The sequence below is a fragment of the Rhabdobacter roseus genome, assembly GCF_014202275.1.
In the GTDB taxonomy this organism is placed as follows: domain Bacteria; phylum Bacteroidota; class Bacteroidia; order Cytophagales; family Spirosomataceae; genus Rhabdobacter; species Rhabdobacter roseus.
Genome location: NZ_JACHGF010000002.1, coordinates 707,516 through 720,688, shown reverse-complemented (window position 1 = coordinate 720,688; position 13,173 = coordinate 707,516). Strand labels below are relative to the sequence as shown.

General features: G+C 53.5%; 10 protein-coding genes. 7 read left to right on the top strand and 3 right to left on the bottom strand.

The features are described from left to right. Window positions 1-36 precede the first annotated feature (36 nt). The 5 genes from cdaA (at window position 37) to HNQ92_RS08110 (ending at window position 7,430) form a co-directional block, all read left to right on the top strand. Complete coding sequence (gene cdaA / locus HNQ92_RS08130) at window positions 37-846, top strand: diadenylate cyclase CdaA (protein ID WP_184172982.1); 810 nt, start codon at window positions 37-39, stop codon at window positions 844-846. A 101-nt stretch (window positions 847-947) separates the two neighbouring features. Beyond that, on the top strand, window positions 948-1,205 hold the full coding sequence (gene rpsT / locus HNQ92_RS08125) for a 30S ribosomal protein S20 (RefSeq protein WP_184173767.1): 258 nt from the start codon (window positions 948-950) through the stop codon (window positions 1,203-1,205). Between the two features lie 91 nt (window positions 1,206-1,296). Beyond that, complete coding sequence (locus HNQ92_RS08120; protein ID WP_184172980.1) at window positions 1,297-4,119, top strand: S9 family peptidase; 2,823 nt, start codon at window positions 1,297-1,299, stop codon at window positions 4,117-4,119. A gap of 135 nt (window positions 4,120-4,254) precedes the next feature. Beyond that, window positions 4,255-5,532 (top strand): lactonase family protein, encoded by a 1,278-nt coding sequence (locus tag HNQ92_RS08115; protein WP_184172978.1) that lies wholly within the window; start codon window positions 4,255-4,257, stop codon window positions 5,530-5,532. Window positions 5,533-5,804: 272 nt separating this feature from the next. After that, window positions 5,805-7,430 carry an ABC-F family ATP-binding cassette domain-containing protein gene (locus HNQ92_RS08110; protein ID WP_184172976.1) on the top strand — a complete coding sequence of 542 codons (1,626 nt, stop codon included), beginning with the start codon at window positions 5,805-5,807 and terminating at the stop codon, window positions 7,428-7,430. A 199-nt stretch (window positions 7,431-7,629) separates the two neighbouring features. Here the strand turns inward: HNQ92_RS08110 and HNQ92_RS08105 are convergent, their stop codons facing one another. The 3 genes from HNQ92_RS08105 to HNQ92_RS08095 form a co-directional block, all read right to left on the bottom strand. Continuing rightward, window positions 7,630-8,778 carry a T9SS type B sorting domain-containing protein gene (locus HNQ92_RS08105; protein ID WP_184172974.1) on the bottom strand — a complete coding sequence of 383 codons (1,149 nt, stop codon included), beginning with the start codon at window positions 8,776-8,778 and terminating at the stop codon, window positions 7,630-7,632. Between the two features lie 144 nt (window positions 8,779-8,922). Next, on the bottom strand, window positions 8,923-9,576 hold the full coding sequence (locus HNQ92_RS08100; RefSeq protein ID WP_184172973.1) for a gluconate 2-dehydrogenase subunit 3 family protein: 654 nt from the start codon (window positions 9,574-9,576) through the stop codon (window positions 8,923-8,925). A 37-nt stretch (window positions 9,577-9,613) separates the two neighbouring features. Continuing rightward, window positions 9,614-11,356 carry a GMC family oxidoreductase gene (locus HNQ92_RS08095; RefSeq protein ID WP_184172971.1) on the bottom strand — a complete coding sequence of 581 codons (1,743 nt, stop codon included), beginning with the start codon at window positions 11,354-11,356 and terminating at the stop codon, window positions 9,614-9,616. Between the two features lie 415 nt (window positions 11,357-11,771). On the opposite strand from HNQ92_RS08095, the gene HNQ92_RS08090 reads away from it, so the two are divergent. Together HNQ92_RS08090 and HNQ92_RS08085 are read left to right on the top strand one after the other, a co-directional pair. After that, window positions 11,772-12,026, top strand: a complete 255-nt coding sequence (locus tag HNQ92_RS08090; RefSeq protein WP_184172969.1) for a hypothetical protein — start codon at window positions 11,772-11,774, stop codon at window positions 12,024-12,026. A gap of 101 nt (window positions 12,027-12,127) precedes the next feature. After that, the gene (locus HNQ92_RS08085; RefSeq protein ID WP_221307402.1) at window positions 12,128-13,123 is read left to right on the top strand and encodes an L-threonylcarbamoyladenylate synthase; all 996 of its coding nucleotides are present in this window, start codon (window positions 12,128-12,130) and stop codon (window positions 13,121-13,123) included. Window positions 13,124-13,173 lie beyond the last annotated feature (50 nt).

Here is a 13,173-nt window from a genome sequence, read left to right as displayed (position 1 = left end):
TTGGTAATTTAGCCCCGAATTTCACCCTGGCTTTTTATGCGCATTGGTTTCTTGACGGTCCATTGGACAGACATCCTGGATGCACTGCTCGTATCCATTCTACTTTATCAAATCTACTACCTGGTTCGGGGCAGCATTGCCAGCCGGGTTTTTCTGGGGTACTTGCTGGTGTACATATTCTATCTGCTGGTAAAAGGGCTGGGTCTGGAGCTCGTGACGTCCATTTTGCAGTACTTTATGGGGGTCGGGGCCGTAGCGCTCATCGTCATTTTTCAGCAGGAGATCCGCCGCTTCCTGCTTATTATTGGTAAGTCCACTGTCTTCACCAACAACCGTTTTCTGGATAAGTGGTTTGGGCAGCCTTCGGCCAAAATAAAAGAAGAAACGCTTCGGATTGTGGTGGATGCCTGCCGGGGAATCGCTTCTGACTTCAACGGGGCGCTCATTGTGCTGGAAAAAAAAGATAACCTGGAAAAGTACGTACAGACGGGTGAAATTCTGGACGCCAAGGTCTCGAAACCCCTGATCACCTCCCTCTTCAACCAATACAGTGCGCTCCACGATGGAGCGGTGATTGTGATGGATGGGCGGGTACAGGCCGCGCGTTGCGTACTTCCCGTGGCCGACGGCATCGACGTTCCGTCCGATCTGGGCTTTCGGCACCGGGCCGCCATTGGCATGAGCGAAGCCACCGACGCCGCCGTGATCGTAATCTCCGAGCAAACGGGTCGGATTTCGTTGTCCGTTGAGGGCGAGCTCTACAGCAATATTCCGCCGTCGGAGCTGGAGTTGCGGTTGCGGGAGTACCTTTCGGCCGATATTCAGCGCCCTCCGGCCAAAAGTTAGGCCTTTCTAGTTAATTAATTTATAGCAATATTTGGCATATTGACGGGCTTTTTATAGCTTTGCAGACCTTTTCAGGAAAAGAAAAACATTATTTTATAAAAATGGCAAATCATAAGTCTGCATTAAAAAGAATCCGTGCCAACGAAACGAAGCGTTTGCGTAATCGTTACCAACACAAAACGACCCGTTCGTATATCAAGAAATTGCGTGGATCGCACGATAAAGCGGAAGCTACGGTATTGTACAAAACGGTATCGTCCATGTTGGATCGTTTAGCTAAGAAAAACGTTATTCATAAGAATAAGGCGGCTAATCAGAAATCCAAACTGGCCAAATTTGTTGGCGCACTGGCTGCTTAGTTACAGCTTTACCAAAGAAATCAATGCCTCGGTAGCGAAAGCTGCCGAGGTTTTTTTATTTTTATCGTCAGTACCCACTAAATACAAACCGATGAGAATAGCTTACCTACTTCCTTTTTTATTATTCCCTTTTTTATCCAACGCCCAGATCCCCGGCAAAAGGCCCCTCACCCACGATGATTACGACGGCTGGAAGACGGTACAAAGTACCCATATTTCCCGGGATGGGAAGTGGGTACTTTATGAAATAAATCCGCAGGAAGGAGATGGCACGCTGGTGATCGAAGCACCTGCCACAAACCGAAAACTTACGCTGAACCGAGGGTACGCAGCAACTTTTTCGGCGGATGGTGCCTACGTCGTGGCCAAAATAAAACCCCCGCTGGAAGCGGTACGCGCGGCTAAAAAGAAAAAGCTGAAGGCCGAACAGATGCCAAAAGACAGCCTGGTGGTGATTCAACTCGAAAACAATACCCGTAAGTACTTTGCGCAGGTAAAATCCTTTGGTCTTCCCAAAGAGAAAGGCGATTGGCTGGCCATTCTGACGGATGCCAAGGCTTCTACACCGGCCGCGAAAGACTCGACCCGGACTACCCCCAAAGTACCTAAAGGCAAGAAACAGCCCAAAGGCGATCGGCTGACCTTACTCAACCTCAAAGAGGGCACGAGTGTGACGATCAGCTACGTGAATAACTACAAAATGGCCGACGAAGGTACTTTGGTGCTGCTGTCGCGGGAGGCGCTGCACGATTCGTCGGAAGTGCGGGGGGTATTTGCCTTCGAGACCAGCAGCCAGAAAACCATGCAATTGGACACCAGCTCGCGCATCCAGCAGTACCTCAACCTGGGGCTGGACAAAAAAGGAGAGCAGGCGGTGTGGATGGCCTCGGCCGATAGTACCAAAGCGGAGGTGAAGAAATTTGCGCTCTACTACCGAAAAATCAAAGACAAAGACAACCGCCTGGTGGCCGACACTACCACCACAGCGCTGTATCCGCAGGGCTGGTCGGTGTCGGAGTACCGCACGCCCCGCTTCTCGGACGACGGCCGACGGCTGTACTTTGGTACCTCGCCTTTGGCAGCGCTTTCGCTCAAAGACACCACCCGGCTGGACGACGAACTACCCCGGCTGGACGTCTGGAGCTGGACCGACCGTAAGCTGCAACCCATGCAGGACAAGCAAAAGAAAAACGAGCGTGAACGCAACTACCTGGCTCTCTACGACATTGCTACCCAAAAGAAAGTGCTGCTGGGCGGGGAGGAGGTACCTTACGTGTCTCCCAACTACAAAGCCAACCACGCCCAGCTGCTGGGTACCAACGACCAGGACTACCAGCGCATGAGCTCGTGGGAGCTGGGGCATAGTGATTTTTACCTCATCAATGCTACTACCGGGGCTAAAACACCGATCGCACGGGACGTCGTGGGCCGGGCGGAAATGTCGCCGGGTGGCAAGTACGTTACCTGGTTTGACGAGCGAGACACCGCCTGGAGGGCGTATGATATCAAAGGTACCCGGATTGTGGAGCTGACCAAGGGGCTGCCCGTGGCTTTCCACAACGAAGAACACGACACACCCGACTACGCCAATGCCTACGGCTCCGCGGGCTGGACGGCCGACGACCGGTATTTCTGGGTGTACGATCGCTACGACATTTGGCAGCTAGACCCTACCGGCAAAGAAAAACCCCTGGTAGTGACGCAAGGCTACGGCCGTCAGGAAAAAGTAGCCCTCCGCTACGTGGAGCTCGACGAGGAAGATCCGTTTATTCACCCTGAAAAAGAGCTGCTCCTCACCGGGCATTGGGAGAGAGACAAAGAGTCGGGGCTGCTACGCTTGACCGGGGCGGCACGCGGCAAAGTACCCGTGGTGCTGGTAAAAGAAGCCGCCTACTACTCGGCGCGCGCACTTTCGAAAGCCGAAAAAGCCGAAGCCTATATTTTTCAAAAAGGCAATTATACGCAGGCCAACGAGCTTTATTACAGTACCGACCAAGCCTGGAAGACTCCCCAAAAGCTGACGAACCTGAGTGCCCAAATGGACAGCATCCGCTGGGGCAACGTGGAGTTGGTTTCCTGGATGAACGCCCAGGGAGTGCGCCTGGAAGGCTTGCTGTTCAAGCCCGAAGGCTTCGATCCCACGCAAAAGTACCCCATGCTGGTCTATTACTACGAGCGCAATGCCGAAACGCTGCATCTACCCCGCACGCCCGCGCCCAGCCGCTCTACGATCAATATTCCGTATTGCGTTTCCAATGGGTACCTGGTGTTTGTGCCCGACATTGTGTACGGAGGAGGTACCCCCGGCAAAAATGCCTACGACTGCATCGTGACGGGCGTGCTGGATCTGGTCCGGAAAGGGTACGTGGATCAAGCGCGCATCGGGATTCAGGGCCAAAGCTGGGGTGGGTACCAAACAGCCTACCTCATAACCCAGACCAACCTGTTTCGGGCCGCGATGGCCGGGGCCATTGTTTCCAACATGACCAGTGCCTATGGCGGCATTCGCTGGGGAACGGGCATGAGCCGCATGTTTCAATACGAAAAAACGCAAAGCCGCATTGGGGGTACTTTGTGGGAAAAACCCATGTACTACCTCGAAAACTCGCCGCTGTTCTACGCTGACCGCGTTCAGACTCCCCTGCTGATGATGCACAACGACGCCGACGGCTCCGTACCCTGGTACCAGGGTATTGAGTTTTTTACGGCGCTGCGCCGCCTGAACAAGCCCGCCTGGATGCTCGTTTATAACGACGAAGACCACAACCTGACGAAGCGCCCCAACATGAAAGACCTGAGCGTACGGATGTACCAATTCTTTGATCACTACCTCAAAGACGCTCCGCTACCCAGCTGGATGAGCCAGGGCCGAAGCGTCCTGGACAAGGACCGCTGGGACATGAAATACGATTAGTCTTTGGCCCTTAGCCATATTTTTAGTAGATTGCAAAAAAGAAGCCTTGTGGTCTGATGGGCCACAAGGCTTCTTTTGGGTAGCTAATTAAGAAAAATAAATCAAGTACCATCTAAAATCAAACCTAACCTTAGTATGAAAAAAATCGCATTGTTTGCAGGTTTGGTAGCCATGGGAGCTCTTCCGGCGGCTGCTCAAACTTCACCCATTACCTTTAATGCCCGTGGCCTGGTAGCTATTTCGGACGCTGACATGGCGGCTTCTGCATTTGCTGATGGCAAGTTACTCCGTGATGCTGCCGTAAAAGACAAATTAACCTCCATAAAATTTCCGTTGGTTCGGGGCGGAAAAACCTTTGGTGAAATCCCGGTTCCTAACTCGGCCCTAACCTACACCAAAGGCATGGCCGTGCCCACCACGGGTGGCCTGGCCTACGTACTAGAAGCGCGGATGCGCCCGGAAGATGCCGTCAATGAGTACAAAAACGTAATGGAAGAATTTCCGGCCGGTCAGAAGCTATACGTGGTTGATATCGTAAATCTGGCGGCTCCAAAAGTGAAGTTCTCGTTTCCGGTAGGGAAGAACCCCACGGCGGTTGATGTGTACAAAAACGAGCTGATGATCGCTACCAGCGCTCCCGGCAAAGAATTAGTATTCTACGAAGTAGACGACGCGGGCAAGCCGACGCGCGCCTTGTACCTGCCATCTACGCTGGATAGTACCAACCGCATCATCGACTTGACTTGGCACCCCACCGGTAACTACCTGGCGGCTACCCTGGAACAAACCAAAGAAGTAGCTTTGTACAAAATTATTCGTGAAGGCGGCAAGCTTAGAAATATTGAAATGGTGGGCAAGCCGTTGCTGGCGGGCGAGTCTCCGGCTTCGGGTAAGTTCTCGGCCGACGGCAAGCATTACTTTGTAGTAGATACCAAAGGTGCGTTAGGAAAAGCAACGGGTGACGGGGAGCTAATGGTAATTGATTTTGCCCTCGAAGGCTCGGGCGAGCACAAGCTAGCCAGCCAGACGCCCGTGGGCCTCAACCCCGGCGCGTTTTCGATCAGCCCCGACGGTACTCTCATCGTGACGGCCAGTGCGGGCAAAAGTGCCATGCCCTGGGAAGGACCCGAGGGTGGCAACGGAAGTACCCTCACCTTACTTAAAGTAGGTGGCGACGGCGTCCTAAGCAAAGTACAAGACTACCCCTTTGAGGGCATCCTGCCGCAAAGTGTAGCCTTTGACAAAGACGGCTCCAACCTGGCCGTGGCGGTATACGAATACCTCGACTACGGCAATCGCACCGGTGGTATTGAATTCTGGAGTGTAGCCAAAGGCGATTCTCCTAGTTTGAAAAAACAAGCCGGAAGAATCAGTGTGGAGCGTGGCTGCCATACCATCCGGGTCATTCCTTGATTTTAAATATAGGTACCTCCTGGTACAGTACCATATGCCTAACGCCCGCAGCCCCATTGGTTGCGGGCGTTAGCGTTTTTAAAACAGGTACCTGAAGCATACTTCCCCACAAAGTACCCCTTTCTAGGTACTTCAAGCTGAGTGGGCAATGCGGGCAGTAGAGTAGTGATAATCCGGCATCTATTTCCTGGATTAGAGTGGAAGTAGGCTATTATTAGCCCTAAATTTTTTGTAAATTTGCGCTTTCTTTCATTTTCCAAAAATACGATACGATGATTACGGTTCAGAACGTTTCCCTCCGATACGGTAAACGTGTACTTTTTGACGAAGTAAATATAAAATTTGTTCCCGGTAACTGCTATGGGGTCATTGGTGCCAACGGAGCGGGAAAATCCACTTTCCTTAAAATACTTTCGGGTGAGATTGAGTCGCAGACGGGCACGGTGCAGATGAACCCCGGCGAGCGGATGGCAGTGCTGAAGCAGGATCAATATTCGTTTGACACCTACACCGTACTGGATACGGTAATTCTGGGCCACGAGCGTCTCTACAAGATCATGAAAGAGCGCGAGGCAATCTACGAAAAAGCCGACTTTACCGACGAAGACGGCGAAAAGGCAGCCAACCTGGAGGCCGAATTTGCGGACCTCAACGGCTGGGACGCCGAAACCGAAGCTGCTCAGCTCCTAAGCGGACTGGGCATCAGTGAAGAGTACCACTACACCATCATGGGCGATCTGAACGCCAATGACAAGGTGAAGGTACTTTTGGCTCAGGCGCTGTTTGGAAGCCCGGACGTGCTGCTCCTCGATGAGCCCACCAACAACCTGGACATCGAGACAGTACTTTGGCTGGAAAACTTCCTGGCCGACTTCAAGAATACCGTCATCGTAGTGTCCCACGACCGCCACTTCCTCGACGAGGTATGTACGCACGTGGTCGATATTGATTTTAGCAAAGTACAACTCTACTCCGGCAACTATACGTTCTGGTACGAGTCTAGCCAGCTGGCCCAAAAGCAGCGGCAGGATGCCAACAAGAAGTCGGAGGATAAGAAGAAAGAGCTGGAGGAATTTATCCGGCGCTTCAGTGCCAATGCCTCCAAGTCCAAGCAGGCTACCTCGCGGCAAAAATTATTGGAAAAGCTCACGATCGACGACATCAAGCCTTCCTCGCGCAAGTACCCCTACGTGGCCTTCAAGCCCGAGCGTGAAGTAGGAGACCAGATCCTGACCGTAGAAGGTCTTTCCAAACGCGCCGACGACGGGACGGTACTTTTCAATAACCTGTCGTTTACCATGAACAAAGGCGACAAAATTGCTTTTGTGGGACGCAACGTCATGGCCATAAGTACCTTTTTTGACATCTTGATGGGGGAACAGAAGGCCGACTCCGGAAAATTTACCTGGGGCGTGACCATCACCAAATCCTACTTTCCCAAGGAGCCCTCGGAGTTTTTTAACGTAGACCTCAACCTGGTGGATTGGCTCCGCCAGTACTCTACCGAAAAGGACGAAAGCTTTATCCGGGGGTTTTTAGGCCGGATGCTTTTCTCGGGCGAAGAGTCGCTGAAAAAAGCGACGGTACTTTCGGGAGGCGAGAAAGTACGTTGTATGCTTTCTAAAATGATGCTTTCGGGAGCCAATGCGCTCGTCATGGATGATCCAACCAACCACCTGGACCTGGAGTCGATCACGGCGCTGAACAACGGGCTGATCGATTTCTCGGGCAATGTACTCTTTTATTCCCATGACCACCAGTTCATTCATACCGTAGCCAACCGGATCATCGAGATCGGCCCCAAAGGCATGCTCGACAAGCTGATGACGTACGATGAATTCTTGCAGGACGAAACCGTGAAGCAACAGCGCCAGGCGCTCTACGCCGTACCCGCTTAAGGTACTTTAAGTACATTCTTGAAATCCTTTTATCGCCCCGGCCACTACGTTTGGCGGGGCGATTTTTTTTAGGTTCAGGTTCGTTCGCGTGTTAAGTTCGTTCGCGTGTTAGGCTCGTTCGCGTTTGTAACGCGAACGCCCGAGCAAACGCGTTTATAACGCGAACAGAAGTACATGGCCTTTCAAACAGGAGGTACCTTCAGCGCATTAGTAAGACCGCGCCGGTCCGGCGGGATACTTTTCCCCGGCTATCTTGAAGCTTGATGACGTAGGGGTACTGACCCGGCGGCAGGCTGACGTTATTCAATGTTCCGTCCCAGGTAGCAGATAGGGTAGTGGTATGGAATACTACGGTTCCCCACTTATCGAAAATGGTCATTTGGAAATCGCTCCCTACCTCACCTTTCAGCTGTAATACGTCATTGATGCCGTCGCCGTTGGGGCTGAACGCATCGGGAATGTAGAGCGGCGAAAGTACCCCGCAGAGCTCGGCGGGGGTATGTCGGCAGCGCTCCAGAGACATGAAAGTACCCGTCGCCGTGCTGATTTTGATCCGGTAGCAGTGCTCGCGGCCGCAAGTGAGGTTGTCGTCAAGGGCCGTGGCCTGGGCACCCAGGCTCGTTACATCCCGCCAGGCAGTTCGGTCTTTTTCAAGGGTCACCTTGGCTCCGGCTGGAAGCTGAGCGATGCGCCAGCTCAGCTGGTTGCCCGTGGGCTGGGCCGTGAGCTGCAGGGGCGCGGAGCAAAGTACCTCCGACTGGTACAGGGGAGCCAGGCAACTTTCGGTCGCTTGTACTTTAAAGCAGGTACTTTTAAGGCTGTCGACCAGTACCCGAATTTGCTCCGTTTCCTGCTTGCTGGTGCGCCCGGTGGACTCGAAAGTACCCCCGTCCGTCAGGCGCAGCAGCTCCACCTCTAATTTCAGCGGATTCGAAAAGGATAGCTCAGCGGTAGCGGCACTTTCCATGCTGAACTGGTGCAGTACGGGCTTCTCCGTGATTTTGGCCGTTTGGTACGTCAGGCTGGCTTTGGCACCTCGGCAGAAACCCGCCGTGTGCATACCCCAAAAAGTCACGGTACGCGATACCGGATTCTGATACGTGTGGGTGCCAAAGCGGGCGGTACTGGGTAGCTCTACGAGGCTGCCGTCGCCCCAGTCGATCCAGTGCTTGTCGTAGGCAGTAGGCTGTTGGGCGTCGAAGATGAGCTTGGCGCTGCCGTCGCTGCACGTTAGCAGGGTCGCTTTCAGCGCCAGGGTATCGTTGCCGGGAGGACATTGCCCGAAGGAAGGCAAAAAGGGTACTTGGAAAATCAGGAGAAAGAAAAGCAGCCAGCTCCGATCAAACATGCGGAGCAGTGGGGGTTCTTTCCGCCTGGGAAAAACGTCACCGATCATAGACTATCGTACGTGTAAGTACCTGCAAGGTAAAACAAAAATAGCGAGGAAAGTACATCCCTCGCCATTTGTTTCGTATACGTAATGGGTACCTGCCTATTCGTAGCTGAGGCTGTACTGTTTAAGTACCTCGTCGGGGACGCCGTTCCACTGGTTGGGCGTATTGCCCATGTAGCCCAAGTCTTTGATGCCGATCTGGCTGGTGTAAAAGCCCGTCGCGGTGAAGTTGCGCATGATATTAAAAAAAGCAACCCCCTGGCTCATTTCGGGTTTGGCCTTTTCGGGATACGCAATGTCATCTACGATTTCAATTTGCTGGGCTTTGGTGAGCTGGGTAAATACCTTATTGAAGCGCTTGCGCGACTCGGTGTTCAGCCACTGCAGGCCGCCGCGAAAAGGCGTTTGCCAGTTGGGCTGATCTTTCACCATAAACTCAATGAAAGCCGGTACTCCCGCTTTGGAAGCGCTCTCTGACTTGGCATCCGCCGGGATGATGATGTCAGAAAGTACCGTAAGGGTAGCCAGCTCCGTTGGGGTGAAAAATTTCTCCTTCATAAGGCGTGCATCCCGGATGGCCTCCTCTTTCAGGCGTCCGCCCGGAATCTTGATCGGATCCTCGAGCAGGGCAGCATCAGGATCGGTCAAGTCGGTTTCAAGGGCTCTTCGTTCGGCCAATAGCTCCTGCGGATTGATGGCCGCAATGCCCATGGAGCTAAGGGTAAGGGCTTTAAGGGTATCTCTGCGTTTCATGATTTCTCTCTAAAAAATGAATCAATTAGTCGGCAAGTTAAAGGTTCTTTTGCTTCACCTGGTCAATGATGTAGTCAGAAGCCCGCCACGAAAGCGCCAGGATGGTCCAGGTAGGATTCTTGTCGGCTTGCGAAACGAACGCTCCGCCGTCTACCACGAAAACATTCTTAGCGTCGTGAGCCTGCGAGTACTTGTTTAAGGCAGAGGTTTTGGGGTCGTTGCCCATGCGTGAAGTACCTACCTCGTGGATGATCCGGCCGGGGGCGGCCAGGCCGTAGTCGTTTTCAGGACCTGGCTTGGTGCCATTGGCCACTCCACCCAGGGCATGAATGATTTCCTCAAAGGTTTCGTGCATGTGTTTGGCTTGCTTCCGCTCGTAATCCGACCATTTGTAATGGAACCGCAACACCGGAATTCCGTAACGGTCTACCATGTTAGGATCTATTTCGCAGTAGTTGTCGGCGGTAGCTACGGCCTCACCGCGCCCGGCCATGCCGATGTACGCTCCGTAGAAGCGGCGGTAGTCGTCTTTCAGGGACGCGCCGTAGCCCCCGGCGGGTTTCATTTGGCCGTCGGGGCCGGGGTACTTACCGTTGGTATTTTCCATGCCCCAGCCAAATCCGTAGCCCGGCATCCCCATACCGCCGCCATATTCGATGTGGTAGCCGCGGGGGAAATCCAGTTTTTTGTTGTCCAGCCACCAGGGGGTGTATACGTGGGCTCCACCTACGCCATCTTCGTTGTAGCGCTTGCGGTCCATGAGGTGCGGCAAAAAGGCACTGCGTGAGGCACCCGTGGAGTCGTGGAGGTACTTGCCAACTACCCCGCTGGAGTTAGCGAGTCCGCCGGGGTGGCGGGCCGACTTGGAATTCAGCAGTAAGCGCGCGCTTTCGGCCGCGCTGGCCGCCAGTATCACTACCTTGGCCTTGATGGTATGCTCCGTGAGCTTAATTTTATCCACGTAAGAAACGCCCGTGGCCAGCCCGGTGGCGGGGTCTGTAAGTACCTCCCGCGCCATGGCATCGGTGATGAGGGTAACGTTCCCGGTTTTGATGGCCGGGATGACCAGCACCGACGAGGAAGAGAAGTCGGCGTAGGCCTGGCAGGCACGGTTACACTGGCTGCAATAAAAGCACTGCCCCCGATCTTTATTGATGGCCTGCGTCAGGATCGATAAGCGCGAGGGAATCACCGGAATGTTGACGCTTTTTCCGGCCTTTTTAATAAACAGCTCGTGCAGACGTGGCTTGGGAGGAGCCAGGTAGATGCTGTCGGGATCATTTGGTAGGTTTTCCACCGAGCCAAAGACGCCGATGAGCTTATCTACCTGATCGTAGTAGGGTTTTACATCATCGTAAGTGATAGGCCAGTCTTCACCCAGGCCGTCGATGCTTTTCCGGCGAAAATCATTGGGCCCAAACCGGAGCGAAATTCGTCCCCAGTGGTTGGTACGCCCACCCAGCATCCGGGACCGGAACCAGTCAAACTGCGTACCACTTTTACGGGTGTAAGGCTCGCCTTCAATTTCCCAGCCACCCCAGGCGGCGTCAAAATCACCAAAGGCGCGGGTGGTGCTGGCTCCCCGACGGGGCGACTCCCAAGGCCACTTAAGCTGCGTGATGTATTTAGGATCAGCGGGATCAAAGTACCCGCCTGCTTCTAATAGAGCTACCTTGGCTCCGGCTTTGGAAAGTTGATAAGCGGCCATGCCCCCCCCTGCTCCTGAGCCAATGATGCACACGTCAAAAACAGCGGGTTGTTCTTTAATCTGAAAACTCATAGTACGGGTTAATGTTAGTGAGGGACCTTCTACCCAGCTATAATAAGTCCTAAACCTATAAAAGTTACTACTGCTGGCAGCAATTTAAAGTAAAAAAACAGAAAAGATTTTCAGATAGCGCTCCGTCTAAATAAAATACGGAGCTAAGTACCTCACCTATGGAAAGCCACTAGACAATAATTATTGAATAATTTTAATAAAAAATTGGCATATAAATAGTATGCCTGACTCAGCATTGGTGAGAAAATACCATGAGATGTAGACAGACTATGCGGACAATGTGGGCAAAAAAAACAAAAAATGGCTTGGCTGCTCGTGCCAATGTGTTGGAACAAATGTTTTATCAAACTGTATCAGAAGACGACACGAAGCTGTCTACTTCGAACAAATAACCATTAACTAAACTTTAACCGTCATGTCACAAGATCAGAACAAAGGCGATCAGAGCGGAAACGCCGGCCGTCAACAAGGACAACAAGGTGGTAGCCAACAAGGAGGAAGCCAGCGTCAGGGACACCAGGAGGAGCAATCGCAACGTGGTGGCGGACAGCAAGGCAACCGGAACCAGGGCGACCAAGGTGACCAAAATAGAGGACAACAAGAAGATATGCTCAGAGAGCAGGATGAACAACGCCGCCAACCCGATCAGGATGATGAGTCGCGTCGTTAAGTTGAGAAAAGAATCGACTACTTTATTTTGAACACAAAATGCAATAGTTGATTATTTCTGAACGAAGGGATAGAAAGCCACAGGCTTTCTATCCTTTTTTTATGCACTCTGCTTACCTTTGCGGCCGAAAACTAGCTAGTCAAACCGTCGTGGCGCGTATAGGTACTTCCCTCAGGGAAGCAAAAGCATTTTTGGAAAATGGGGAGTTAGTGGGCATCCCCACCGAGACCGTCTACGGGCTGGCCGCCAACGCCTTGGACCCCAAAGCGGTGCTCTCCATTTTTGAGACCAAGAACCGGCCCTCGTTTGATCCGCTGATTGTGCATATTGACTCGGTAGCGAAGGTACCTGTGTTGGCCGCCCAAGTACCCCCGCTGGCCTTGCAACTGGCGGAGGCTTTCTGGCCCGGCCCCCTCACGTTGCTGCTTCCCAAGCGGGCTATTATTCCTGACCTGGTTACGGCTGGGCTGGACACCGTGGCTCTGCGCGTACCGGCTCACCCGCTCACGCTGGAGCTGCTGCGCTCGCTGGCGTTTCCGTTGGCGGCTCCGAGCGCCAATCCTTTTGGGTACATTAGCCCCACCACCGCCCGGCACGTAGCCGAGCAGCTTGGTGCCCAGGTACCTTACATCCTCGACGGCGGCGAGTGCGGCGTGGGCATCGAGTCCACCATTGTGGGCTTTCCAGAGGGACAACCTACCATATACCGACTGGGCGGCTTGTCGGTCGAGGCCATCGAGCGGGTAGTGGGCCCGGTGCAGCTCATGCCGCATTCTTCCTCCAATCCGCAGGCACCGGGTATGCTCAAGAGCCACTACGCGCCGCGCAAGCCCTTTTTTCTCGTAGCGAAAGAAACGATGGAAAAGGTACCTGAAGACGGGTACTTGCTCTTTGATACCTACCTGGATGAAGTACCTGCCAAGTACCAGCGGGTACTTGCACCAGGCGGAAACCCCAGCGAGGCCGCTCACCACCTTTTTGCCTACCTGCGCGAGCTGGACGCCCTGCCCGTGAGCCGCATCTGGGCCGAGCCTGTACCCGACGCAGGCCTGGGCCGCGCCATCAACGACCGCCTCCGGCGCGCGGCGGCCCGGTAAAGTACCTTGCAGCGGTACTTTAAACCAACGGGTACTTACATCCCCTTTGT